At 51.6% G+C, this 26570-nt stretch carries 21 protein-coding genes; 1 reads left to right on the forward strand and 20 read right to left on the reverse strand.

All coding sequences use genetic code 11. The features are described 5' to 3' along the window. Positions 1–134: 134 nt before the first annotated feature. From H583_RS0118670 to cymR, 4 genes are all read right to left on the reverse strand, one after another. Positions 135–326 (reverse strand): hypothetical protein, encoded by a 192-nt coding sequence (locus H583_RS0118670; RefSeq protein ID WP_028561801.1) that lies wholly within the window; start codon positions 324–326, stop codon positions 135–137. A 12-nt stretch (positions 327–338) separates the two neighbouring features. Further along, positions 339–875 (reverse strand): PRC-barrel domain-containing protein, encoded by a 537-nt coding sequence (locus H583_RS0118675; RefSeq protein WP_051236622.1) that lies wholly within the window; start codon positions 873–875, stop codon positions 339–341. Positions 876–889: 14 nt separating this feature from the next. After that, complete coding sequence (locus H583_RS0118680; protein ID WP_028561803.1) at positions 890–2044, reverse strand: cysteine desulfurase family protein; 1155 nt, start codon at positions 2042–2044, stop codon at positions 890–892. 332 nt (positions 2045–2376) lie between these two features. Beyond that, a complete protein-coding gene (gene cymR / locus H583_RS0118685; RefSeq protein WP_028561804.1) occupies positions 2377–2796 on the reverse strand; it encodes a cysteine metabolism transcriptional regulator CymR in 420 nt (139 codons plus the stop codon). A gap of 340 nt (positions 2797–3136) precedes the next feature. Here cymR and mnmA point away from each other — a divergent pair, with 340 nt between their 5' ends. After that, on the forward strand, positions 3137–4267 hold the full coding sequence (gene mnmA / locus H583_RS0118695; protein WP_028561806.1) for a tRNA 2-thiouridine(34) synthase MnmA: 1131 nt from the start codon (positions 3137–3139) through the stop codon (positions 4265–4267). A gap of 355 nt (positions 4268–4622) precedes the next feature. On the opposite strand, the gene H583_RS0118705 is transcribed toward mnmA, so the two are convergent. From H583_RS0118705 to H583_RS0118785, 16 genes are all read right to left on the reverse strand, one after another. Continuing rightward, a complete protein-coding gene (locus H583_RS0118705) occupies positions 4623–5984 on the reverse strand; it encodes a hemolysin family protein (protein ID WP_028561807.1) in 1362 nt (453 codons plus the stop codon). A gap of 270 nt (positions 5985–6254) precedes the next feature. Further along, a complete protein-coding gene (locus H583_RS0118710; protein WP_028561808.1) occupies positions 6255–7574 on the reverse strand; it encodes a replication-associated recombination protein A in 1320 nt (439 codons plus the stop codon). Positions 7575–7817: 243 nt separating this feature from the next. Then, positions 7818–9143 (reverse strand): sodium-dependent transporter, encoded by a 1326-nt coding sequence (locus tag H583_RS0118720; RefSeq protein WP_028561809.1) that lies wholly within the window; start codon positions 9141–9143, stop codon positions 7818–7820. A gap of 282 nt (positions 9144–9425) precedes the next feature. Further along, positions 9426–10181, reverse strand: a complete 756-nt coding sequence (locus H583_RS0118725) for a tRNA threonylcarbamoyladenosine dehydratase (protein WP_028561810.1) — start codon at positions 10179–10181, stop codon at positions 9426–9428. 118 nt (positions 10182–10299) lie between these two features. Continuing rightward, the gene (gene aspS, locus H583_RS0118730; protein ID WP_028561811.1) at positions 10300–12096 is read right to left on the reverse strand and encodes an aspartate--tRNA ligase; all 1797 of its coding nucleotides are present in this window, start codon (positions 12094–12096) and stop codon (positions 10300–10302) included. A 3-nt stretch (positions 12097–12099) separates the two neighbouring features. Continuing rightward, the gene (gene hisS, locus H583_RS0118735) at positions 12100–13365 is read right to left on the reverse strand and encodes a histidine--tRNA ligase (RefSeq protein WP_028561812.1); all 1266 of its coding nucleotides are present in this window, start codon (positions 13363–13365) and stop codon (positions 12100–12102) included. A 630-nt stretch (positions 13366–13995) separates the two neighbouring features. Continuing rightward, entirely contained in the window at positions 13996–14196 is a 201-nt protein-coding gene (locus tag H583_RS0118740) for a hypothetical protein (protein ID WP_154665917.1), read from the reverse strand. Between the two features lie 50 nt (positions 14197–14246). Continuing rightward, on the reverse strand, positions 14247–14693 hold the full coding sequence (gene dtd, locus H583_RS0118745; protein WP_028561814.1) for a D-aminoacyl-tRNA deacylase: 447 nt from the start codon (positions 14691–14693) through the stop codon (positions 14247–14249). A gap of 11 nt (positions 14694–14704) precedes the next feature. Further along, positions 14705–16888: a RelA/SpoT family protein gene (locus H583_RS0118750; protein WP_028561815.1), complete on the reverse strand. Its 2184-nt coding sequence runs from the start codon at positions 16886–16888 to the stop codon at positions 14705–14707. A gap of 391 nt (positions 16889–17279) precedes the next feature. Further along, positions 17280–17792 (reverse strand): adenine phosphoribosyltransferase, encoded by a 513-nt coding sequence (locus H583_RS0118755; RefSeq protein ID WP_028561816.1) that lies wholly within the window; start codon positions 17790–17792, stop codon positions 17280–17282. Positions 17793–18037: 245 nt separating this feature from the next. Beyond that, positions 18038–19609: a helix-turn-helix domain-containing protein gene (locus H583_RS0118760; protein WP_028561817.1), complete on the reverse strand. Its 1572-nt coding sequence runs from the start codon at positions 19607–19609 to the stop codon at positions 18038–18040. A 47-nt stretch (positions 19610–19656) separates the two neighbouring features. Then, a complete protein-coding gene (locus H583_RS33450) occupies positions 19657–20652 on the reverse strand; it encodes a FecCD family ABC transporter permease (RefSeq protein ID WP_051236625.1) in 996 nt (331 codons plus the stop codon). A gap of 5 nt (positions 20653–20657) precedes the next feature. Next, positions 20658–21647 carry a FecCD family ABC transporter permease gene (locus tag H583_RS0118770; protein ID WP_028561818.1) on the reverse strand — a complete coding sequence of 330 codons (990 nt, stop codon included), beginning with the start codon at positions 21645–21647 and terminating at the stop codon, positions 20658–20660. Positions 21648–21740: 93 nt separating this feature from the next. Continuing rightward, a complete protein-coding gene (locus H583_RS33455; protein ID WP_051236627.1) occupies positions 21741–22739 on the reverse strand; it encodes an ABC transporter substrate-binding protein in 999 nt (332 codons plus the stop codon). A gap of 134 nt (positions 22740–22873) precedes the next feature. Further along, complete coding sequence (locus tag H583_RS0118780) at positions 22874–24754, reverse strand: IucA/IucC family protein (protein ID WP_211228341.1); 1881 nt, start codon at positions 24752–24754, stop codon at positions 22874–22876. Next, on the reverse strand, positions 24741–26561 hold the full coding sequence (locus H583_RS0118785) for an IucA/IucC family protein (RefSeq protein WP_028561820.1): 1821 nt from the start codon (positions 26559–26561) through the stop codon (positions 24741–24743). Before H583_RS0118785 ends, H583_RS0118780 begins: the two co-directional genes overlap by 14 nt. Positions 26562–26570 lie beyond the last annotated feature (9 nt).

Consider the following 26570-nt stretch of genomic DNA (forward strand, 5'->3'; position numbering starts at 1 on the left):
AGGAGGTGGACAAAACATCCTTGTCTTATTCAATGCCCGTCTATGTCAAAACCTGCTTCAGTCCGCAAGTAAAACCGATAAAATATATTGTATACAAAAAAGACGGCTAAAGGGCCGTCTTCATTAAGATATCATTATGCGTGCATTTCAGGCATTTCATCCTCGAAGAACAGATCGTCAAGCGAGCTTAACGTCCCATCCTCCTCTACCTGATACACTGACATTTTTTCTCCGTTTACAGTCAGCTCGATAAAGCATCCCCAGCAATAAAATTGATGGGAGCCAATTTTTCCGATATCCTTGGAATTGCAGTTGGGGCATCTCATATTCATTTCTCCCTAATTTACCGATTCCGAAGTGGCCATATGCTCCAGGTCTTCTTCAGCGCGAACCGGTACGAGAATCGCGTCCTCCCCAAGCGTGACTTCATCGGGATAATCCGAAATCCTCAGCCATTTGCGCCCTTCTTTAAGATCCGAGATAAAACCATCCGTTAATTCATACCCTACTATTGGTGTACCCATATTCTGGTCAAAATAAACATCCGAGATCCGGCCTAGCTGAAAACCTTCCTGTGTAATCACTGGAAGATCCTTCAGCCGGATCATTCCGGTCTGAAAGCAACGTGTCACTTCATTCGCCACAAGCTTGCGCATAGCCTGCCTGTCCGAAATCAGCACCGCATCCTCCCCGCAAGCTACAACCGTCTCCCAGAGAAGACCGGTAATGCCGCGGGCCATCCAGCGGCCGGTGTCCACGATCATGCCTTTTAATACCCAATGCTCATCAAACCAGATATCCTTCACAATGCCGGCTTGCTTGCCGGTTGTATAATCAATGACGGGCAGCCCGATCAAATGCTGTACTTTGATCACTTGTTGGAGGCCTCCTATACTTTAATACGAATACGATTTAAAATAGTTGCAATTTTTTTCACAGCGTATTCGATTTCCTCCAAAGTATTCCCCAAACCAAAGCTAAAACGCACAGCACTGTTCAACCGCTCAGGAGGCAGGCTCATCGCCTTCAGCACATGAGAGCGTTCCAGCGACCCGGAAGTGCATGCGGAGCCGCTGGAAGCCGCAATGCCCTCCATATCCAGGTTCATCAGCAATGTCTCCGTATCCGCACCGAGCAAGCTGATATTGATAATATGAGGCAGCGTTCGCTCCTTGTGTCCATTAATGGCAATAGCAGATGAACCAAGCTCCGCTTCAAGCCCTTGAATGAATGTCTCCCGGAGCAATGACATATGGCGGCCCTTTTGCTCAAAATGCTCGTTCGCAAGCTCAACCGCCTTGGCAAAGCCTGCTGCTGCTGCTGCATTTTCCGTACCTGCCCTGCGTTTGCTCTCCTGGGAGCCGCCAAGAATTTGCGGCTGAAACGGTACTGATTTGCCAATGTACAACGCCCCGATTCCTTGCGGCCCGTTAATTTTATGGGCGGTGAAGCTCATCAGATCGACAGGCAGCTCACTCAGATTCAAATGGATAGACCCCAGCGCCTGCACGCCATCCACATGAAACAGAACGCCTGCCTCTTTTGCTGCCGCACCAATTTCTTCGATCGGCTGAATCGTACCGACTTCATTATTAACATACATAAGGCTGATTATCGCCGTATCCTCACGCAGAGCACCCCGGACCTTCCCGGGAGAAATAATGCCATCTTCATCCGGTTCAAGCAGCGTTACCTCATAGCCCTCCTCCTCCAGCCGGTTAGCCATATGGAGCACCGCATGATGCTCGGCAGAGGAAGTAATGATATGACGCTTTCCGGCATGGCGCAGCGCATCCAGCGTTCCCCGCAGAGCGGTATTATCGCTTTCCGTTCCGCCGGAGGTGAACATAAGCTCGGAAGGATGACACCCTACAATGCGAGCGATCCGGTCTCTGGCCTGTGTCAAATGGCGCTTGGCGGTCCGGCCAAACGAGTGGGTGCTTGACGGGTTGCCGGGAGGCCCCTGATAGATGTCAACCATGACAGCCAGCACATCGGGATGAAGGGGCGTTGTAGATGCATGATCAAAATATATATTTGGCATAGCTGCTCCTTAACGCGCAAACGGCTGCTGCCAGGCAGACAGCGCCGTTTCGCTCAATTTGATTTTCGGATATATAGCTTCATCGGCTTGCCGCCTTTTTTCATTCCGTTGTTGTCCATTACTCATCATAACATTGACAAACAGCAGCCTTCAATTCATTTCGCAACTGGCAGGGACAAAGAATGAGCCGAAGAACCTAATAAAACAGACCTTATGCCATGAGGTCTGTTTTATTTGCATTTAACTATGGGTATAGCCTAAAGCGTTCGAAGTTGTGCTCACGCAACAGGAACCGTCATCCCCGGCATCATCCTGTGCAAATGAAGGGTCTATTAAATATAGAACATGTAATTGTCGATCTCATCATGCCCTGCAAAGGAAATCAGATCGGCCAGTGTGGTAGAATCCAGTACGCTTGCAATGCTGTCACGGATACGAATCCACAGATCCCGCTTGGCAGGATCATCTTCCTCAGTGAAGTCCACAGGAGAAATCGGCCCCTCCAGAATGCGGATAATATCACCGGATGTAATCTGCTCTGGTGCCTTCGAGAGAATGTAACCGCCGTATGCTCCGCGGATACTCTTCACAAGTCCGGCGTTGCGAAGCGGTGCAATAAGCTGCTCCAGGTAGTGCTCCGAGAGCTGGTTGCGCTCGGCAATGCTTTTCAAAGAGATTGGGCCCTCGCCAAACTTGCCGGCCAGCTCCATCATAATCGTCAATCCATAACGTCCTTTAGTTGATATCTTCAAGGTAATCCCTCTCTTCCATTTGTAAATGCGCCTTCTATGCGCTACTATAATTGGATGTGTAGTGTGTGCAAGCTTAACCTTAAGTCTGACGGCTGCGCTTCTCCGGTATGAACTGCTGAAGTCAGCCCATCAAATTCATGAAGCCTATAAATCACTGTATTCCCATAATACATCTATGTTAACATATCTGATTGCGCTATGGGTAGAAAAGCATGACTTTCATGAAAAAGTTGTTCAAGCTATGGTACAATATCATAGAGCTTCAAGCAAGTTCAAACAACCTTTGAGGTCCCGGGGATCAATCCGGGAGCTTTATTTATTATAGAGGCGGTGTTAACAAATGGCAAAATCAAAGGCAGACACCCGTGTTGTAGTCGGGATGTCCGGCGGGGTCGATTCCTCGGTTACCGCGCTGCTGTTGAAGGAGCAAGGATACGATGTCATCGGCATCTTCATGAAAAACTGGGATGACACAGACGAATTCGGGCATTGTACAGCAGAAGAAGATTCCCAGGACGTAGCCCGGGTCTGCGATCAGATCGGGATTCCATATTACACAGTGAACTTTGAAGAGCAGTATCACGATAAAGTGTTCACCTATTTCCTTGAGGAATACAAGCGCGGACGCACTCCGAACCCGGATGTTATGTGCAACCGTGAAATCAAATTCGGCGACTTCCTCAAAAAAGCGCTTGATCTTGGCGCTGATTACCTGGCAACCGGACATTATGCACGCGTCGAGCACGTGGACGGCGAGTCCCGTCTGCTGCGCGGTGTTGACAGCAACAAGGATCAGACGTACTTCCTTCATGCACTCCGTCAGGATCAGCTCGCCAAGGCGATGTTCCCGATCGGTCATTTGCCCAAATCCGAGGTGCGCTGCATTGCGGCAGAAGCCGGACTTGCTACTGCACGCAAGAAGGACAGCACAGGAATATGCTTCATTGGCGAGCGGAACTTCAAGTCCTTTCTCAGCCAATACCTTCCAGCCCAGCCTGGAGAGATGATCGACATCCGCACTGGCGAGGTGAAGGGCCGCCATGACGGACTTATGTATTACACATTAGGTCAGCGTCAAGGGCTTGGCATTGGCGGGTCCGGTACAGGTGAGCCGTGGTTTGTGGCAGACAAAAACCTGGCTGCCAACCAGCTGTATGTCGTTCAAGGCGAGGCGCATCCGAGCCTGTATTCCGAAGGACTCACCGCTACCGGCCTGAACTGGATTTCTCCGAAGCTTCTGCAAGGGCCGCTTCAATGTACTGCCAAATTCCGCTACCGCCAGCCGGATCAGGATGTTACCATTACGCTCAGAGAAGACGGAAGTACTGTGGATGTAGCATTTGCACAGCACCAAAAAGCCATTACTCCAGGACAGGCTGTTGTCTTTTATGACGGCGATGTATGCCTGGGCGGGGCAACGATTGACAAGGTTCATAAAATTGCGCCTGCAGAGGCGACAGTTCAATCCTGATTTAAGCGGCAACTTCTTCACGCCGCAGGCCAAAAAAACATCCCTCTTTTTCGCAAGCCATGTGCGACATAAGGGGGATGTTTTTTTGTAACGGTTTATTATTTCAAGATCGGAATCCAGACCTCACATTGATAATCTTCAACTGACGGATCTCCGGGCAGATAAACTTCCAATTCCGGTGTACCCTGTTCAAAACCTGTAGACGGGCCACGGCCTCTTTTCCTGTCATTGCGTGCTTTCGCCGAACAGGAAGAACCGCCCTTCACCGGTCATGCTGCTGTCCGAATGAAGAACGGTCCGTTATGAATGAGTGCGCCCGTTTACGGCCTGCTGCTCACGAATATTTGTTTTGATGTCAGCCTGTCTCTGCCTGAATATCGCCGCCGTCTTCTTCCACGGTACTGTTGTCCCGCTTGCGGACGAGAATCCGGGAAATCCGAAGATTGTCTGTCTCTTCGATGATAAAGTCATGCGTATCCAGATAAGTGACGGACTGCTCCTTTTTCGGCGGAATCTCAATCTGAGAGTAAACCCAGCCGCCGATCGTATCATAATCATCACTGCCAATATCGATATTAAAATAGCTGTTAACCTCTTCGATGAGCATCAGACCGTTAATCGAGTGCGATTGATCATCCTTCTTCTCGATATCCGGGCGCTCCTCGTCAAATTCGTCCTGAATTTCACCGACGATTTCCTCCATAATATCCTCAAGTGTAACAAGGCCGGAGGTACCGCCGTATTCATCTATCAGAATGGCAATTTGCGTCTTCTTTTTCTGCATCAGCTTGAGCAGAGTACTAATCTGCATCGATTCGGGCACAGTTGTTATGGGTCTTGTTATCTGCATAATGCTCGTAATGCTCTGTTCATCAACCTTGAGCATATCCTTGATATGGACAAAGCCGATAATATTATCTTTATCCGTCTCGCATACCGGAAAGCGGGTGTGCATCTCCCGCAAGGCAATTTCCTTGTTTTCCGCAAAAGACATATTGGCGTACAAGCAAATCATTTCGGTACGCGGGATCATAATCTCCCTGGCATTCGTCTCTGCGAATTCAAAAATATTGTCCACTAGTGTAAGCTCTGTATTATCGATCAGGCCGCTTTTGTGGCTTTCTTTCATTAAAATTCGAATTTCTTCTTCCGTATGCGCGGAATCGTGCTCGGAAGCGGGTTCAACACCAAATCGTTGAAGAAGCCAGTTGGCTGTCCCGTTAAGGAACCATATGAATGGATACATGATTTTGTGAAATAGGATCAGCGGTGCCGCCGTAAGAAGCGTAACTCTCTCCGACTTGCGGATCGCCAGTGTCTTGGGTGCAAGCTCGCCAAGTACAATGTGGAGGAATGTAATAATTCCAAATGCGATCAAAAATGAAATCGTATGAATGATGACATCGCCAAGACCAAACCAGTTTTTCAAGTAAGGCTCAATAATTTTTGCAATTGCCGGTTCGCCTACATAACCCAGCCCAAGCGAGGCAAGCGTAATCCCCAGCTGACAGGCCGACAGGTATGCATCCAGATTTGATGTAAGATGAGAGGCAAATTTAGCTCTCTTATGGCCTTCGGACACCAGGGAGTCAATTCTGCTCCCGCGCACCTTGACCATCGCAAACTCGGCGGCTACAAAAAAGCCGTTCAAAAAGACCAGAAACAAAATCAGCAGCGCATTCAATAATAACGGTATTATGGGTAAGGGGTCAGTCAACGATTCCCTGTTCCCGTCTCCCGCCGTGCGGGCCAGACGACAACAGGTGCACCTCCTTCTGAAATTAAAATATAAAGAAAGTTTATAATAACAGCTTATTCGAAAATGGACTGCGGCGTCAAATGTACGAAACTGCTCATAAATGATGTTTATTCAAGTAAGGCTCGCCAATATGTGTATTTTAAGGCCGCTTTGAACGAATATCGTCCCTGACGGCGGCAGATCAGCCGGATTGGGGAAATTTTGTTCCCGCCAGGCCAATCTCCCGCCTTATCTGCCTTCTCCGTTACCTTTGCGGCGCTGCTGGTTCTGGCGGATTTTATCCTCCATCCCCTGCTGGGTAGCTTCATAAAATACACGGGACTTTACCGGATCAGGCAAATACTGTTGAACGACGTAATGGCCCGGATAATCATGCGGATATTTATAGCCTTGATGTCCCAGCTTGTCAGCACCGCGGTAATGCGTATCCCGCAGATGCAGCGGCACTTCCAGCGTCCCGGAGTAAGCGATCGTATCCATTACCTTGCTGATGGCAATAGCGGCGGCATTGGATTTCGGGCTTTCTACGGCGAACAGTATCGCTTGCGTAATATTGTATTTCGCCTCCGGCCAGCCGATCTTGTGATAGGCATCCATGGCTGTAACAGCCTGTACCATCGCCTGCGGGTTCGCAAGCCCGATATCCTCGCTGCAGGCGACAATAAGGCGGCGCAAAAAGGTCATCGGGTCCATGCCGAGCTTCTCCACCGCGTACAAAAACCAGAACAGCGCCGCATCACTGGAGCCGCGTACGCTCTTGTGGAATGCCGACAGCACATCATATTGTGTGGACTCGTCAGCCCGGACGGTCGGCTTGCGGATCGACTCCTCCGCGACCTCAATCGTAATATGCACCGAGCCGTCCGGCTGTGACGGGGTGGTGACCGCGGCAAGCTCCAGTGCATTGAGCGCGCGCCGGATATCTCCTCCGGCCATGGATGCGAGATGCTCAAGCGCATCCTCCTCCATGCGGATTTGCATAAAGCCAAGCCCTTTCCCCGCATCCGCTAGCGCACGCCTCATAGCCGTTTTGGAATGCTCTTTGGTCAGCGGCTCAAGCTGAAACAGGGTTGACCGGGACAAAAGCGCTCCATTGACATGATGGAACGGGTTCTCCGTCGTCGCGCCGATAAAGATAATAATACCCTGCTCGACAGCAGGGAGAAGCGCATCCTGGCGCGCCGTATTGAAGCGGTGTACCTCATCCAGAAACAGAATCGTCTTGCGCCCGTACAGCGCTTTATTCGATTTGGCCTGCTCAATCGTCTCGCGCACATCCTTGACTGAAGCGTCGACAGCATTAAGCCGGACAAATACGCCTTCTGTCTTCTTGGAGATAATATGGGCGAGCGTCGTTTTGCCGCAGCCGGGCGGACCGTAGAACAAAATAGACGACACCTGGTCGCCCTCTATCGCCCGTCTCAACAGCTTGCCTGTACCAACAATATGCTCCTGCCCGATATATTCGTCCAGCGTCTCCGGACGCATCCGGTCCGCCAGCAGCCGCGCCTGCGGCTGTTCGGATTGTTGAAAAGAGAATAAATCCATAGGAAGCCTCTTTCATTAGTATATTCAAATTCATCGATGCCCGTATGTTGACTTGCCTGATCAAGCCTTTTCAATTCATACCATGATTATATCATACGTCAAAGCTGCTGCTAACGGGAAGAAAACGCAAATAAAAAGGAAGAACAACGTGCAAATCCTGTATAAGAATGCATACTACAAAAAAACCGCAGGCTTTGGTACGAATACCAGCTGCGGTTTTGCTAATTCGATGATATTTAAACATTAAAATTTCAACAAACCTGAAGTGTACAGCAGCACAAGCAGCATCAGCACAGGCACAATATAACGCAGCATGAACAGCCATGCCCGGAACCAGGCGCTGCTGAGTCCTGCTGCTTCGCCAGCCTTTTTCCAGTAAAATCCGGTAAAGATGGTCACAATCAGACCACTGACTGGAAGCAAAATGTTGGATGTCAAAAAGTCGATCCAATCAAACAAAGATTTGCCCAGGAAACCCAGCTCAGGACGCATGCCGAGCGACAGCGCAAGCGGAATTCCGCACACAAAGCTGATTCCCGCAATAATCCATACCGACTTTGTACGGCTCCAGCCCCACTTTTCCTTCGCAAACGCAACAGGCACCTCCAAAATAGAAACGGCCGACGTAAGCGCCGCAATAGCCAGCAACACGAAGAACAAACCGCCAAACAACGTGCCCAGCGGCATCGCGGAGAACGCGGCAGGCAGGGCAATAAACACAAGGCTTGGGCCCTCATTCGGCGCAATGCCAAATGAGAAAGTGGTCGGGAATATGATCAGACCCGCAATAAGCGCATAGATCAGATCGCCTGCCCCAATTGCCAACGCCGCCGGACCAAGCGACTGTCTCTTGTCCACATACGCACCGTAAGTGAGCAGAATGCCCATACCAAGCGACAGGGAGAAGAAGGCATGCCCCAATGCTACAAGCGCAGATTCCGGCGTAAGCTGCGAGAAGTCAGGATTCAGGAAGAATGATACTCCCGCTCCTGCGCCAGGGAGCGTCACCGCACGGATCATCAGCAGCACAAGCAGGACAGCCATGCTCGGTATTAATATTTTATTAAACCGCTCGATCCCCCCGGATACACCCTTCACTACAATCCATCCAATCAGCACCATTGATACAGCCTGCCAGATTATTGGCATATAGCCGCCGATAAAATGCTTGAAGATGCCGCCAAAGTCAGACCCGGCCCGCAGGCTTCCGCTAAACGCAAGCACTGCATAGTGCAGTGTCCAGCCTACTACAACCACATAAAAGCATAAAATCAGAAACGGCGTAAGCACCTGCAGCAGTCCAGCGGCACGCCAGCCGCGTCCGCCGCCAAGTTTGACGAAAGACGAGGCGGCGCTGGCACGGCCGCTTCTGCCTATTGCCAGCTCGGCCAGCAGCAGCGGCAAACCAACGATCAGCAAACAAATAATAAACAGCAGGAAAAATGCAGCTCCGCCATTTTCACCTGTTATATAAGGGAATTTCCATATATTACCTAAACCCACGGCACTTGCAATTGCCGACAATATAAACCCGCCTTTTGAAAAGCGCTCTTCCTTTGGAACTCCCATACATCAAACACTCCCAGCATTTGTTTCATTCTGCTTACCGATTTGGGATTTCAAAACCCCGGCATGAAATCAGACAACCGGTCTCCCGGCACATTCATGTATTATTGCGCAAACTGGTGAAAAGGGCAAGCGTCTGAAATGGCTATGCCCCATCAATTGGAATTCACGCAACTTATCAATGCTTATCATTTAAAAAGGACGGCTGCTCCTTCCTAAGGAGCACCGTCCAAAAATTGCAAGGGATTCTAACGATTTATGACAACCTTCATGATGCCTTAAATCCTATATTTTCACACCATTAATTTCCAACAAATCCTTAACAACCACACTCACCATAATCAGTCCGGCTACCGGCGGTACAAATGCATTGCTCGATGGCGGCTGCTTGGCCTTGCGGATTTCAGGTGCATTCTCAGGCACAATACGCTGGGTTACATCCTCGCGCGGCTTCATTGGCTCTTCCGTGGAGAAGACAACCTTGACCCCTTTTTTGATACCGGCCTTGCGCAGACGCTGTCTGACAACTCTGGCAATCGGGTCCACCGAGGTCTTGGAAATATCCGCCACCTGGAAGCGGCTCGGGTCCATTTTGTTGGCAGCGCCCATGCTGGAGATAACCGGAATTTTCCTCTCCAGGCACTGCTGGATCAGATGGATCTTGTACTCAATGGTGTCTGAGGCATCCACAACGAAATCCAGCTTGTATTCAAACAGCTTCTCATACGTTTCCTCGGTATAAAACATCTTGAGTGCAATGGCTTCGCACTCGGGATTAATCAGCTTGATCCGCTCCTGCATCAGTTCGGCCTTCGGCTGTCCTACTGTCGTCGTCAAGGCGTGGATCTGACGGTTCACATTCGTAATATCGACAACATCCTTGTCAATCAGAATGATCCGCCCGACACCGGTACGGGCCAGCGCCTCAGCTGCAATAGCACCGACACCGCCAATCCCGAGTACAGCTACCGTGCTGCCTTTCATGACATTAAGACCCTCGGGGCCAATTGCAAGCTCCGTGCGGGAAAATTGATGAAGCATCCTTTTCATCGTCTCCTTTCTCATCCCATGCAGCACTTCAGGCCAAGCCCGGAAGCTTGGCCTGAAGCAGCCGCTCTGCATTTAAGTTAAAGCTCTAATGTGCCGCCTTGCTGCTGGCTTACTGCTCCGCTGGTGCGGCCGCAGGCTTCGTGCCTGGTTTTGGCACTGTGCGAATGTGAAGCTGCTCAAGCTGGGACAGATCAACCGGGGACGGAGCACCGGACAGCAGTTCAGTTGCACTTGCCGTCTTCGGAAATGCAATCGTCTCACGCAGGTTCGTTCTGCCTGCAAGCAGCATCACCAGACGGTCGAAACCAAACGCAATACCGCCATGAGGAGGCGTACCATATTCGAACGCATCCAGCAGGTAACCGAACTTGTCATGCGCTTCTTCCATAGTGAATCCAAGCGCCTGGAACATTTTCTCCTGTACATCCCGCTTGAAAATCCGCATGGAGCCGCCGCCTACTTCATAACCGTTCAATACGAGGTCATAGGCTTGAGCGCGGATTTCTCCCGGATCAGATTCAAACAGGTGCAGATCCTCATCCTTCGGACGGGTGAACGGATGGTGCTCGGCTACATAGCGCTTCGCTTCCTCATCCCAGCCAAGCAGCGGGAAGTCGACAACCCAGGCAAATTTGTATTCAGACTCATTGATCAGGCCAAGGTCGCGTCCGATTTTCAAACGCAGGTTGCCCAGTACATCGGCAACGACTTTTTTCTTGTCCGCGGAGAACAGCAACAGGTCGCCTTCTTCAACGCCAAGACGCTCAGTCAGCGCCTGGATTTCTTCCGGTTTAAAGAATTTAACGATCGGTCCGCGCCATTCGCCTTCCTTCACCGTTACCCAAGCCAAACCTTTACCGCCATAACGGGCAGCAAACGGCTGCAGGTCGTCAAGCTCCTTGCGGCTCCAGCTTGCACAGCCTTTGGCGTTGATCGCCTTAACTACACCGCCGCCTGCTGCAACGCTTGCGAATACTTTTACATCACTGGAGGATACGATATCGGTAATTTCCTCAATCTCCAGACCAAAGCGCAGGTCCGGCTTGTCGGAGCCGTATTTGTTCATGGCATCCGCGTAGCTGATGCGCTGGAACGGTACCGGCAGGTCCACGTTGACGGTTTCCTTAAACAGCTTCACCATCAACTGCTCCATCAGTGCCAGCAATTGATCCTGGGTCATGAAGGAAGTCTCAATATCCACCTGGGTAAATTCCGGCTGGCGGTCCGCACGCAGATCCTCGTCACGGAAACAGCGGGCAATTTGGTAATACTTTTCCAGTCCACTGACCATCAGAAGCTGCTTATAAATTTGCGGCGATTGCGGAAGCGCGAAGAACTCTTCCGGATGCACACGGCTTGGCACCAGATAGTCGCGCGCTCCTTCCGGTGAGCTCTTGATCAGGATTGGTGTCTCCACCTCTACGAACTCCTTGCCATCAAGAAAATCGCGGAAAATCTTAGCCGACTTGGAGCGGAGCAGCAGCGTGTTTTGCATTTCCGGACGGCGCAGGTCCAGATAACGATATTTCAGGCGCAGCGACTCATCCACTTCAACGCCGTCTTCGATCGGGAATGGAGGTGTCTTCGCTGTGTTCAGTACTTCAATTTCGGTTACGCGGACTTCGATTTCGCCGGTAGCCAGATTTGCGTTGAACGTTTCCGGGTCGCGCCCGACCACTTCACCTTTTACAGCCAGTACAAACTCATTACGGGCACGATCGGCAATTTCCAGCGCTTCGCCGGAGAAATCCGGGTTAAATACGATTTGCACGATACCGCTGCGGTCGCGCAGATCGATGAATAGTACGCCCCCCAGGTCGCGGCGGCGTTGTACCCAGCCGTTCAGTGTTACTGTTTGTCCTACATCCGCCTTCGTCAGGCTTCCACAATGATGCGTCTTTAACATTGTCTATACATCCCCTTCAAGTGATTGAATTAATTCATCGGCAAGCTGCGCTAAAGCAATCATGCGCTGCTCCCCGGTTGCCATGTTCTTCAGGGCGATTTCGCCTCTCTCCAGCTCGTCGTCGCCCAAAATTGCCGTAAATCTGGCCTGCAGACGGTCAGCAGATTTCATCTGGGCTTTCATCTTGCGTCCCAGATAGTCGCGCTCGCCGGAGATCCCGCGCAGTCTAAGCTCATAGAGCAGCCCGATAATTTTCTGATCCGCCTGCTCGCCCAGGGCAACCAGATAAATATCAACACGGCTGCGCTTCTCAAGCTCGGCTTCCTGCCCTGCCAGCAGCATAACCGTGCGCTCCAGACCAATTGCAAGTCCTACTCCCGGCTGGCTTGGTCCGCCAATCTCCTCAATCAGTCCGTTGAAGCGTCCGCCTCCGCCGATTGTATCGATTGAGCCGATGCCCTCTGCCTTGAATTCGAAAGCTGTATGCGTATAGTAATCCAGACCCCGAACAAGCTTGGGGTTGATTGTGAACGGGATATTCATCGCCTGCAGGCTGCTTTGTACCTGTTCAAAATGCGCACGGCATTCGTCATCCAGGCTATCCAGAATAGACGGCGCCCCTTCAAAGTGGTGCTGATCCGTCTTGCAATCCAGCACGCGGAGCGGATTACGCTCCATACGGGACTGACAGTCCTTGCACAGCAGCTCGCGTTTTGGCATCAGGAATGCCAGTAGCTTGTCGCGGAATACAGCACGGATAGCCGGTGTCCCTACCGAGTTGATTTCTACGCGCACCCCTTTCAGTCCTACTTCATTGTAGAACGTGTAGGCCAGTGCAACGACCTCTGCATCCAGAGCCGGAGAATCCGAGCCCAGCGCCTCGATCCCGAACTGGTGGAACTGCCGGTAACGTCCGGCCTGCTGCCGCTCATAGCGGAACATTGGACCCATGTAATAAAGCTTGGATACATCCGGCTCCCCGTACAGCTTGTTCTCCACATAAGCGCGCATGACGCCAGCAGTTCCTTCCGGGCGCAATGTCAAGCTGCGGTTGCCGCGGTCGGTAAAGGTGTACATTTCCTTCTCTACGATATCCGTCGTCTCACCGACACCACGCTGAAACAGCTCGGTGGCTTCAAACATCGGAATGCGAATTTCCCGGAAATTGAAGCGGCGGCAAATATCCCGCGCTTTTTCCTCGACAAACTGCCATTTTTCTGTGACACCCGGCAAAATATCCTGTGTGCCTGGCGGTTTTTGAAACGCCATGATTGTCCCCTCCATCCTGATAAAATCAAAAAAGACCCGCGTCTCTGGCCTAAACAAGCCAGGGACGAGAGTCATAATCTCCCGTGGTACCACCCACATTCCGGTTCTGAAGCAGTGCTCCAGTTCCGCTCAAGCGGTTAACGCCCGCTATTCGCATATCGGCTACTGATTGTCCAGGACAATAGGTTCACCGTATGTTCTCCGGGAGGTCTGTTCGCCCATTCACCATAAGGATGCTTGCAGCCTAAGGCATCCCTCTCTGTGTACGTGCTGCGGGTTACTTTGTCCCATCATTGAATCCATACAAATATACTGATAATTGATTTTACCTGTAACAACCCGCAAAGTCAAGAATCAATGCACCAGCGGGCAGAAAAAAACCTGCCGGCATGACAGCCGCAGGTTCAAATGAATTTATATTTTAAAAAAGGGGGTCGAATATCATTATAGACCCCGTCTGTTAAGCTAAGATGTTAACGACATTACAGTTCGATTACAAAATTAAAAACGGTTTCGCCGATTCCCTCTGATAAATCGTTCATACCAGGAACCGAAGTGCCCGACAGACCCTGTACACAGCGGCCTTACCGGACAATTCATTCGTTCAACTTATACAATAAAAAATTGTTCTCATACAGATCGGCTCAGGCAGAAAACAAGCGCCGCTTGCAGGAACACCGCGCGAATCATCAGCATCCTTCCGGGCTTCTCCATCGAGCCTGTAGCAGGCAATCGCCTCTCTGCGCTCCAGATGCAAAAGCCTTCCAGCCCCCCGCAGAACTCCCAGCTCCTTGTCAGATTGACGCATAAGGACCGGTTCACTCCTTTCAAGAGATTACTCTCCCTCTAGTGTGCACCGGTCCCGGCCTGCTTCATACGGATTATTGCATTTTGCTGTCCAAAATTAACGTAACCGGTCCCCAGTTTGTCAGGGACACATCCATCATCGCCCCAAAACGGCCTGTAGCCACAGGAAGTCCGGCTTCCCTCAGCATGCCGTTGAAGGTTTCATATAGCGGCTCTGCCAGCTCCGGCCTGGCCGCATTCATGAAATTGGGTCTTCGGCCTTTGCGGCAATCGCCGTACAGCGTAAATTGGGAGACCGACAAAATCTGGCCGCCAATATCTGCGATGCTCAGATTCATTTTACCTTGCCCGTCTTCAAAAATCCGCAGTCCCGCAATTTTGTCCGCCAACCAGCGGGCATCAGCGTCCGTATCCTCATGGGTAATGCCAACCAGCAGCACCAGCCCCTTATCAATCCGGCCAACAATTTCCCCGTCCACAGTCACCGAAGCAGCCTTGCTGCGCTGTACTACAATTCTCATGCCGTTCCTCCCTACTGCATAATACGCTGTACGGAGTAAACGTCCTTGACCCGTTTAATTTTCTCAACCACAGCCTGCAAATGCTCAATATTCCGAATCAGTATTGTCATATGAATCACGGAAATCTTGTTCTTGTCCGAACGGCCCGATACCGCAGCAATATTGGTCTTGCTCTCAGAGACTGCCTGCAGCACCTCGTTCAAAATCCCGCGGCGGTCATGTCCGGTTATCTCAATATCGACGCTGTAATTCGCTTCAACAGTATCCTCCCAATGCACCTCAATAACTCTGGCTGCCTCCTCGCCCTCTGCACCAAGCGGAATGTTTGGACAGTCCAGACGGTGCACCGATACGCCTCGTCCTCTTGTAATATAGCCGATGATCTGGTCACCCGGGACCGGGTTGCAGCAGCGCGCAAAGCGTACGAGCAGATTGTCCACGCCGTTGACCCTGACGCCGTGAGTCGGACGGCTCTTCTTCACCTGTGAAGGAGCCTTCATCTCCTTCATCTCACTTGTCAGCTCGATTAGGCCGGATTCCTCAGTCTCCTTGCGCAGCTTCTCCGTCAGCCGGGTTACAATCTGCGCAGCCGTAATGCCGCTAAATCCGATAGCCGAAAGCATATCTTCAATATCATTGAAAGCAAACTTTGCAGCCACTTCCATCAGCTTGTCGTCTGTCAGCCAGGCTGACGGCTCCAGCCCCAACCGCTTCAGCTCGCGCTCCAGCAGCTCGCGGCCCTTGATAACATTCTCTTCACGCCGTTCCTTCTTGAACCATTGACGGATTTTCGTCCGGGCATGGGAGGATTGCGCAATCTTGACCCAATCCTGGCTCGGGCCGTAAGAATGCTTGGAAGTCAATATTTCTACGATATCTCCGGTTTTGAGCTTATGGTCAAGCGGCACAATACGGCCGTTTACCTTGGCCCCGATTGTCCGATTCCCGACCTCGGTATGCACCCGGTAGGCAAAATCAAGCGGCACGGAACCGGCCGGCAACTCGAACACTTCGCCTTTAGGCGTAAATACAAATACGAGATCAGAGAAGAAATCCATCTTGAGCGATTCTACAAACTCCGCAGCATCGCGCGTATCATTTTGCAGTTCCAGAATCTCACGGAACCAGGACACCTTGTCACCGAGATTGCCTTCGGAAACATGAGTGCCCTCCTTATAAGCCCAATGCGCCGCGATCCCGTATTCGCTGGTACGGTGCATCTCCCAGGTACGAATCTGAACCTCTGTCGGCTCCCCGTTCGGGCCAATGACCGTCGTATGCAGCGACTGGTACATATTCGTCTTCGGCATGGCAATATAATCCTTGAACCGCCCCGGCATTGGACGCCACAACGTATGAATGATGCCCAGTGTTGCGTAGCAGTCCTTGATATTGTCCACAATGATGCGAATGGCAAGCAAATCATAGATTTCATTGAACTGCTTGTTCTTTCCGGTCATTTTCTTATAAATGCTGTAGATATGCTTCGGCCGTCCGGAGATGTCTCCCTCAATGGACATTTCCTCCAATTTCTCGGCAATCCGGCCGATAACATCATCAATATGCTTCTCGCGCTCGGCGCGCTTCTTCTTCATCAGGTTGGCAATCCGGTAATACTGCTGCGGGTTCAGGTAACGGAGCGCAATGTCCTCCATCTCCCATTTAATGGCAGAAATACCGAGCCGGTGCGCAATCGGACAGAAGATCTCCAGCGTCTCGTAAGCAACCCGGCGCTGCGCCTCCTCCGATTGGAACTTCAACGTACGCATATTATGAAGACGGTCGGCCAGCTTGATCAGAATTACCCGGATATCCTGGGCCATCGCCACAAACATTTTACGGTAATTTTCATTTTGCTGCTCTTCTTTGGAGCGGAACTGGATCTTCTCCAGCTTAGTCAAGCCGTCAACGAGCATGGCGCACGTTTCGCCAAAGCGGGTTCTGACCTCTTCCAGCGCAACGGTCGTATCCTCCACCACATCATGCAGCAGTGCAGCGATAACCGAAATAACATCCATTTGCATGTTCACCAAAATGTCGGCCACTGCAACGGGATGCAAAATATAGGGTTCTCCTGATTTTCTGACCTGCCCGTGATGCGCCTGTTCAGCAAAATCATAGGCTTCCCGGATGCGCTGTAATTCCTGCTCTTTTAGATAGGCCGATGCCTTTTCGAGTAACTGCTCAATGCCCATGAAACTTCCCTTTCCAAAATAGAATCCCTTGCAAGCGTAAACGGCTGCCGAAATAAAAGATTTCTTATTTGTCGAGTTTCCTAATATTATGCCCGTAATTATAGGCAAACGTCAACTGTGGAAGGAGAAATACAGGCAAGGAATGTTTGGCTTTCTAGTTTGCCTGCCAATGAAGGCGCTTTATACTCTATCTGGAGCTGCTTTCTGCCGCTTTTATAACCAAAACTGATTAGGACATATAAGCCATTTATAAAGTGAAACTTATAAAAACTGATATGTTAAAAAAAGACAGCCTATGTCCTCCCGGAAGACATGGGCTGCCTCAAAGCTTGCAAGAATGGATAGCGCGGTTGCCGGCTAAACAAGCAAGCTCTACATTGGCTATTCAAAATTAGTAAGTCACGAGGGAAGTTAAAGGAATATCTCCCAGCTTCTTGCGTCCGTCCAGATAAGAAAGCTCAATCAAAAATGCCGCACCGACAACCTCGCCGCCCAGCTTGTTGATCAGGTTAATCGTAGTGGCAATTGTGCCGCCTGTCGCCAGGAGGTCATCGGCAATCAGCACCTTTTGCCCTGGGGTAATGGAATCCTTATGCAGCGCCAGCTTATCCTTGCCATACTCCAGATCATAGCCGGCTTCTACCGTCTCGCCCGGCAGCTTGCCACTCTTGCGGATCGGCACAAAGCCTACACCCAGCGCAAGCGCCAATGGAGCGCCTATGACGAAACCGCGCGCCTCAGGGCCGGCAATCACGTCAATTTCCAGATCGGCGACCTGTTGTCTCATTGCTTCAATCGCCGCCTGGTATGCCGGGCCGTTCTTTAACAGGGTTGTAATATCTTTAAACCGGATGCCCGGCTGAGGGAAGTCCGGGATAACACGAATGTAGTCTTTGAAATTCATGAATTGTTCGCTCCTAATAAATGAAGTAATTAGCATTAACATGCCTGGCTCTATTGCGGGCCAAGGCACTAAAGTTAGTCATGCGAAAACGACACCCGACAACAATCTTAACATCTTTCCGGGCATGCGGGCAAACACATAATCAAAACCTGAAAAAGCTGTTTCTGATGGATGAAGATGCTTCCAAAAGAAATAGCTTTTTCTTAAAAATTTGCCTATGTTAGAAATTCGTAATTGCATAGCATTTACACGCACAGTTCAAGCAGCCTGTCCATAATATACTGCCTGCCGGAGGGCGTCCAGCTCATCGCAAACCAGTTCTCAACCTCATGGACGGCACCGTCCCTGACTGCCGGAATCCCGGACCAGGCACTCGTTTGCATCAGCCTCAGGAACATCGATTCACTTCCTGCCAGCAAGTGATGCTTGTGGACAAACAGCAGCTCCGTGTTGAGCACTGGCAGTGATTCAGGCAGCAGCTCGCTTCGCCAACTGTCTGTCACCACCGGAAGTCCCGGAGGCAATCCCAATTCTCCGTATATCAGTTCATTCAGCGGATGACCGGAAGTCCCCTGAATACCAACCGTACGGTGATTGACCTGCATCAAGGTTATGCGGCGTCCGTGAAGCCGCTCACGGAGCAGTTGCTTGACGGATGCCTCCCGGAATACCAGCCTTGCCAGCGCCTCATCCGCAACCTTTTCCCTGCCAAGAAGGCTGGCAATCCGCATAAAATTTTTTCTCCAATCCCATGCCGGCAAATCAATCACGACTGTGGGTGCGATCTCTTTTAGCCGCTCTCTGAAACCCGAATGATATTCGTCCGCAATAATGAGATCGGGGGCAGACCGGGCAAGTTCCTCCCACTGCTGACGGGAGTGATCCTCATACATAGGCTGCTCAACACCAGGATAATGAAAAAAATCAGCCGCATATACCGGCTTCACCCCAATATCATGCAAATATTGCTCAAAGCCGAGCGAGGATACAACAGCAACCTTCAGCTTTTCTCTTCGTGTATATAGTTTGGGCGGTACTCCTATCATACGCTGGAACATCCGGCTGAAATAAAATTCGCTGCTGAAGCCGACAAGTGAAGCGACCTCTTTGACACGGCTATGCTCCTGGCTGAGCAGCTCCTTTGCTTTGTTCATCCGGATATCATTTAACAGCTCTACCGGGGTCTGCCCCGTCATTTTGCGGAATTGGCCGGAATAGGCGGCCGTGGTCATGCCGGCAGCGACAGCAAGTTGGGCAATGCTGATTTTATCCGGATAGTTGCGTTCCATAAAAGCAATGCTCCGGTCAATCCGGTCATCACTGCGGGTATCCCCCGCAGGCTTGCTTTTGATCAAGCGGTGGATCAACTGTTCCAACAGCAGCCGAAGCAGCAGCGGGTCCTTGTCCGCTCTGTTCCGGCTGCTGTCCTGCATATGCAAAATTGACTGAAGAATTTGCTGGGGCTGCGCAATCTGAATCCGGCCGGGAAGAAAGCCTCCCGACAAAGATACATACGGACTGGCGGTTACCATTCCACTTTCCTTCAGCAGAGTCAGCGGCTGAAAAAAAAGGCCGTAATATTCAAAGCCCTCAGACTGATGCGGCAGTTCCACAACCATGCCCGGAACCAGCAAATAAAGTTCAAACGGGCGAATTTTGCATAATACGCCATCAAGCCGGATCACGCCTTCCCCTTCTGTCACAAAACACAATACATGCACGGCAATCTTGTAGGTCCGGGGACCGCTCCCGCATGTTCTTTTTCGTACCGAAGAAAATAGATAGATTGCATCCGACTGTATTTTGCGCGACATCATGAACATACACCACCTGCCTCTGGGCCACCTTTATCGTGTCTCTTCTATTATAACGCAGTTGGGCGCCGAAGCAGCAAGTGGAGCATGTAAGGTGCACCGATCAAGGCGGTAATCAGGCCGACTGGCAATTCGAACGGCGGGAAGAGCATCCGGCCCGCCAGATCTGACAGCATGACGAGCGCTCCGCCGAGCAAAGCGGCAGCAGGGAGCCGCTTCAGGTTGCGGCTTCCTGCCAGGCGGGTTGCCATATGGGGAGCCATTAATCCCACGAAGGCGATCGTCCCGGCCATGGACACGGCTGCGCCTGCAAGACCGGCACTGATCAGAATCAGAACCATGCGTGTGGAATCCAGCTTTATCCCGAGGCCTGATGCGGAAACGTCATTAAGCTGGAGCAGATCAAGCCGCCGCGCATATAACAGCACCACAGGGAATAATACGGCCATCCAGGGCAGAAGCGACCATACATGATCCCAGGTCCGCGCGTACAGGCTCCCGGCCATCCAGATGTAAGCTTGCGAGATTCGAAAGACCTGGCCTACAGTCAGCAAATAAGTAATCCATGCGCCAGCCATGGCGGATATTGCCACACCAGCCAGCAGCATGCGTTCCATCGTCCCGCCTTTGCGCCAGGCTAGCCCATAGATAACAGCTACTGCGGCGAGTGCTCCGACGAATGCAACGACAGGGAGCTGCCGGATCGGAAAAGAAGGCACAAGCACAAGCACACTTACTACCGCTGCCGCTGCTCCCGAATTAATGCCAATGACACCCGGCGAGGCAAGCGGGTTGCGTGTGACGACCTGAAGGACTGCGCCTGACAGCGCAAGACCGCAGCCTGCCAGAAATCCAGTCCATATTCTTGGCAGCCGAAGCTGCCGGATTGTAAACGCATAAGTATCGTTGCCCCATCCGAGCGCGGTCGCCCACGCGTCAAGGAACGGGATGTCCCGGTTTCCCAGCGCTACACTGCACAGGAAGATAAGTACATTTAATAGAAGCAAGACGATCATTAATTTAATCCAACGTCTGTCCAGAAACAAAGCAGCTATGTCGTCCCCCCCTTTCGCTGAACCAGATACAACAGGAAGGGAGCTCCGAAAAAGGCTGTAACCACGCCTGCCGGTATTTCCTGTCCGGGCAGTACAAAGCGCGCCCCGATATCTGCCGCGAGCAACAATAACGCGCCCAGCAGCGCCGAGCAAGGCAGCGCCCAACGGTAATCAAGACCAACAAGGGCTCTTGCCAGATGGGGAACAGCCAGTCCGACGAAACCAATAGGTCCGGCAATAGCCGCAGCGCTCCCGGCGAGCAGTACAATGACCAAAATGCATAACGCCTTCATCCACATTACGCGCTGTCCGAGGCCCCGGGCCATTTCCTCACCCAGCCGGATAATATTCATATGTCCGCCAAGCGCAAATGCGCCGAGCAGACCGGCTGCCATATACGGGAGCACAACTATGAATAACGCAAGATCACGGCCGGTCAACGATCCGGCCAGCCAGAACCGCATCGTATCCAGCGATTGCTCGTTCAGAATCAAGACGCCCTGCGTCAACGAGGCCAGCAGCAGATTCAGCGTAGCTCCGGCCAGTACAAGCCTGACCGGTGTCCATGCGCTTCTTCCCAGTGAGCCCAGCAGAAGCACAAGTCCGCCCGCAACCCCTGCTCCGAGCATAGCCGACCAGGAGAACAGTTCGAGCGAGGTCGTTCCCCATACGTAAGAAGCGATAACAGCAGCCAAAGCCGCACCGTAGTTCACCCCGAACAGCTCCGGTCCTGCCAGCCCGTTGCGGGTAAGCCCCTGCATCAGACAGCCTGCAACCGCGAGTGCAGCCCCTACCGCCGCAGCTATCATTGCCCTTGGAAGCCTCACAGAGCGGACAATGAGATGCTCTTGCGATCCGTCAAATGACCACAGGGCATCCCATACAGTGCGGAGCGGTATCTTCACAATTCCAAGCGCCATGCTGGCTGCCATGGCCAGCATGGCGAGTATGAGCAGCACCGCTACTCCCGTCAATCTTACTTTCAATCTCTCTACCTCCAGCTATATGAATACATACAGAAAGATTGAGCCGCCCAGTTGGACGGCCCAATCCGATACATTGCGATACACTTTTACAGCTCAGTTTGCAAACAGGAAGGATTCCAAATCATCGGAAACTTTATTTACTGCTTGAATACCGAGCCCGCTCATCCAATATTCCCAGTCCACCGCATGAACCTGCTTGTTCTGAACGCCCTTTAGGGAAGCCCATAAAGGACTTTTCTCCAGTTTGGCAAAAGCATCCGGCTCCCGGTTAAACCAGAGAATAAGGTCTCCATCCAGCTCTGCGATCTGTTCTTCGGTAATATCCTTGGAGAAGCCGTCTCCCGTTTGTGCCGCCGGGCGGGTAATCCCCGAATCCTTCATAATTGTTCCGGCGAATGTATCTTCCAGATAAGCTTGAATTTTATCAGCCCGCGGACGGATCAATGATATTTGACTGCCTTTTGCATCTGCAAGCTTTGCTTGAATGGCTTCCGTTTTTTGCTTGTATGCCTCAAGCAGTTTCTCGCCCTCTGCCTGCTTGTTTACCGTTTCAGCGTGAAGCTGAAGATTGGCTTTCCAGGTAACGCCCAAAGTTTCCACAAACACCGTAGGGGCAATTTGCTTCAACTGATCGTGAATGGCATCATGTGCATCTTTGTTCCCGATAATGAGATCGGGCTTCAAAGCATCAATCGCTTCCAGATTCGGCTCATTGACTGTCCCGATATTGGTAACCCCATCCGTACCCTTCAGGTAAGCAGGGTATGGGTCGCCAGCAGTCAAAATGGACGGTGCGCCCACCGGCTTGATGCCCAGCTCCAGCAAATTATCCAGCGCTCCGATATCAAGTACAACAATTTTGGACGGCTTGTCCGGCACTTCAACCTCACCGTATGCATCTTTAACTTTGCGGACTTCCGCACCGTAAGCATTTGTTGCAGGCTGCTTGTTGTCTGCTCCCTGTCCCTCATTCTGTGACGCATTAGACCCTGTCTTGGCATTGCTGCAACCGGAAAATAGCAATACAATTGACAGCATAAGCATGCCTATTACGGCCAAATGACGGTTGCGGTACTTTAAACTCGACTGCATTTTCTTGTATCCCCCTGTGTTAGCCAATAATGATAATCATTATTAGTGATTATAACGCAACCAATTTTTAGTGTCCATGCAGAAACCTTTTAATTTCATGCACAATATTAAATAGAAGATAAAAATATCCATAATTATACATTAGCAATGGAATGTACAGAAAACAATGGATTTTCGACCTGATGAATATGCAATTCCGTATCCGGATACAACCGGCGGGCTGTTAATTTCTCTACGCCAATTTGAAGCTCAAAAAGCGGGAATTGGCTGTAGCGCCGGCCATGCTCCGGGAACCGCTCCTGATAACGGCTGATCACACCGCAGACTTGAAGCCAAAACGCCTGTTCCTGATAGCCGAAATGCTCTTGAAGGAAGATCGCCAACTCGCCGAGATTGATAAAAAAGAAAGCGTCATGTACAAAGTCACGGACAGCATCCAGATCGGATGTTACAAGAAATGAGTTCCGGTTGACGCGCTGGTGGTATTCCGGTGTCTGGCGCAGCTCCGGGAGATCGCCCGGATTTGCCAGGCCCGCCTCCGCAAACCGGATGCCATCATGAAAATCCTTCAAAGCCACTCGGACAGGAAGCCCGCCCCGGTGCACCAGCAGCATATTTTGAGCATGCGACTCCAGCGCAATCCCGTAGCCGTACAAGAAGTGTATGACAGGACTGATGCTTGCCCGCAGCAGCTCATCGAGCCATTGCATTATCCCGAAGCTCTTGATCCAGGGAGCGATGAGCGGCTGGCCTTTTGTATCCACAGCGCATAAGGCATTATACGGAACAGCCGCTTCCCCGTTATCCAGCCGCGTATGCAGGCTCTCCCGCCAAATGCAAGATAGAGTGCCGTAAGCACGGGGCTGCAAAGGCTCCGGCAGATGGTTGTTGTCGTAGGCAATTCCGGCTATTTCTCCAAGCAGAATGACCCTGCATTCATCACGCAGATAGGTGTCCTCCCGGGCAATACGGATCAGCCAATCTGAAATCGCCGGTGCATTCTCAACGGTATGGGGAGCCAGAATACGGCTCGTAGAGGTGTTCAGAATACTAAGCGACAGCTTGATGTTGGGCCTTAATATTTCCGTGCGGTTCGCCAGCGTCCGAATCGACTGCTGGGCGGAGTAGCGATCTTCCGGGCAGCCAAGCCATATGATGTGCTTGCTCTGAATATCCGCGGCAAGGGCCGAAGTAATCGTCTCCCGCCACTGCCACGGGTGTACGGGCAGCATCACATAGTCATCGGGATTCACGCCCGCTCTGTGAAGCTTCTCCACAAAGGTGATGTATCCGGCTTCCCCCAGTTGTTCCTGATCCCACATTGCCGTACCCGGGGCTGGATGCCGCGAGGAATGGCTTACGCGCGCAAGCCCGCGGTGAAGAGCTACCCAGACAAGACGAATTGGAGCTGCAAATTCCGGACCGTACATGATCTGATCGGCGATATCGAATCCGATTCTTGACTTATAGCTGGGATGGTAGGGATGTCCATCGGTGATCCCGCTCTCCCACTCATCGTAGCCCAGGCCATGCAGTTCCCGCTGCTCCTGATGCCGCTTGTACTGGGCCAGCGTGTCATTAATCAGTGTCTGCTCCAGCTCTATTGCAAAATGGTTCAGCTTTGCCGGATCAGCTCCGATGACGGAAGCCATTTCCGAGAGAAACCGTGCAAGTGAATCCGCCTCGGATCGTACTCCCCCATACTCACGCATCACAGGATGCTTGCCGAGCCGGATGCGCCCGAAATTATGGCAGCGGCGCTCGGCCTGGAACGCATAGACGACAGGCTCTCTGTCTGCGCTCACTCCTTCAATCCTCCAGTTCTCCCCTTCATCGGCTTGGCTTTCCTTACAGCCGATTACTTTTTCGAATAGCAGCGATTCAATCAGTTGGCGGAAAATCCGCCGTCTTACGGCTCGATAATGGGGGGAAGCTAATGCTTCTTCATACAGCTTCTGCTCAGCCGAACGAAGTGCAAATTCTCCTGAACGTTCATCGGCGCTATACATGCTCATGATTCCTCCTTGCATTTATTGGACGGTATTGAAAAAGCGGATTGCAGACGGTATGCACACAGTCGGCACGGTCATCAATTCGTCGTCTGGCCAACTGCTCCACTTCAATCTCCGGCGCAAACAGATCGAATTGACCGAAACGTTCCTGTAGTTCGGGATATTGATTTTGATAGCCGATTATTATCTTCGCCGCTGTTTCCCAGAAGCGCTGTTCGGCAAAGCCATAATGACGGGACAGAAAAAACGCCAGCTCCGACAGATTGATCATGAACAAAGCATCGAACAGAAAATCCCGCAGCTCCTCCGGCCGCTCCTTCTCGATGAATGAATTGCGGTTAGGCCGCTGATGATTGGCAGGGGGATACTCGATGCGGGGATATCCGAGCGGATTCGCAAGCTTCGGTGAATACCGGACTCCATCATGAAAATCCTTCAGCGCAATACGTTCAGCGAGGCCGTCCTTCATAATCACAATCATATTTTGCGCATGCGATTCCAGGGCAGCACCATGCACGACAAGCAAATGGATCAAAGGTAAAACTGATGCAGAAAACAGAGCATCCAGCCAGCGCTCTACGCCATGCTCCTGAATCCACGGATCAATGAACGGTATGCCTTTGGCATTGTTATGCACCAGAACGTTATAGGGAAATGCCTTTTCTCCGGCAGCTACATGAGGATGCAGGCTTTCCCGCCAAATGGCGCCAAGAGACCCGTAAACTTTCTGCTCCAGCACATTCGGAAGCTTCTGATGCTGGTAAGAGACACCCAGCACCTCCTTGAGCACAATGACCCGGTGCGTATCCCGCAAAAAAGGATCACCCGCTATGATTTTGCCAAGCCAGTCCGAAATTGGCGCTGCATTCATAATCGTGTGGCGGGCCAGAATCCGACCGGATGAGGTGTTGACGATATTAAGCGGGAGCTTGACATACGCCTTGGCGCTATCGCTCCTGTTAGCCAGTGTACGAATTGATTGCTGCGGCCGGTACAGATCTTCCCCTGTCCCCAAATATATCAGTTCCCTTGTACGAAGCTGCTCTGCGAATTCGACTGCTATAATTCGCTCCCACTGCCACGGATGGACCGGAAGCAGCACAAATTCCCCAGGCTGGAAGCCTTGCTCACGGAGCATGGCTTTAAACCGGCGCAAGCTGTCCTCCCCCAGCTCTTGCCGCATGAATTCCTCATAGGACAGCGATTCTGATATCGATAGACTTACAGCGGATTTATGCAACGCAATCCAAATGAGCCGGATATCCGGCTTGAATTCAGGCCCATAGGCCCTGTTTTCCTTAAGCGTGAAGCCGATTCTGGATTTGTAGCAGGGATGGTACGGGTGGCCATCCATCAAGTCTCCTTCCCACTCATCATAGCCTGCCTCATGGTTATCCCCGCCCGTGCAGAATTCGGCCGCCATTGTATCCTTGAGAAGGGTCTGCTGAACCTCATCGATAAACGCGGAAAGTCTCGCCTCGGCTGCGGGCAGAGAAGCTGCGATCTCCAGCAAAAATACTTGCAGCGATTCCGCCTCGGCCGCGCGGCCTGCCACAACCCGCATAACCGGCTCCTCCGCCAGCCGGATACGGCCAAAACTTGCCGACCGGGCTGCACGGAAACAGTATTGCACGGCTTCGCCAGCCTGGCTTGCCCCGTGCAGCACATACTCAGTTTCGGTCTCCCCCGTAATACCCGGCTGCGTCAATACCTGCTCGTACAAGAAAGACTCCAGCAACTGGCGAAAGATCCGCCTTCTCACCCGGACGGATTGTTCCGAGAGCAGGGGCTGCCAAGAAAAATGATCCATACATCCACC

It is taken from the genome of Paenibacillus pinihumi DSM 23905 = JCM 16419, from assembly GCF_000422505.1.
Taxonomy (GTDB): domain Bacteria; phylum Bacillota; class Bacilli; order Paenibacillales; family Paenibacillaceae; genus Paenibacillus_D; species Paenibacillus_D pinihumi.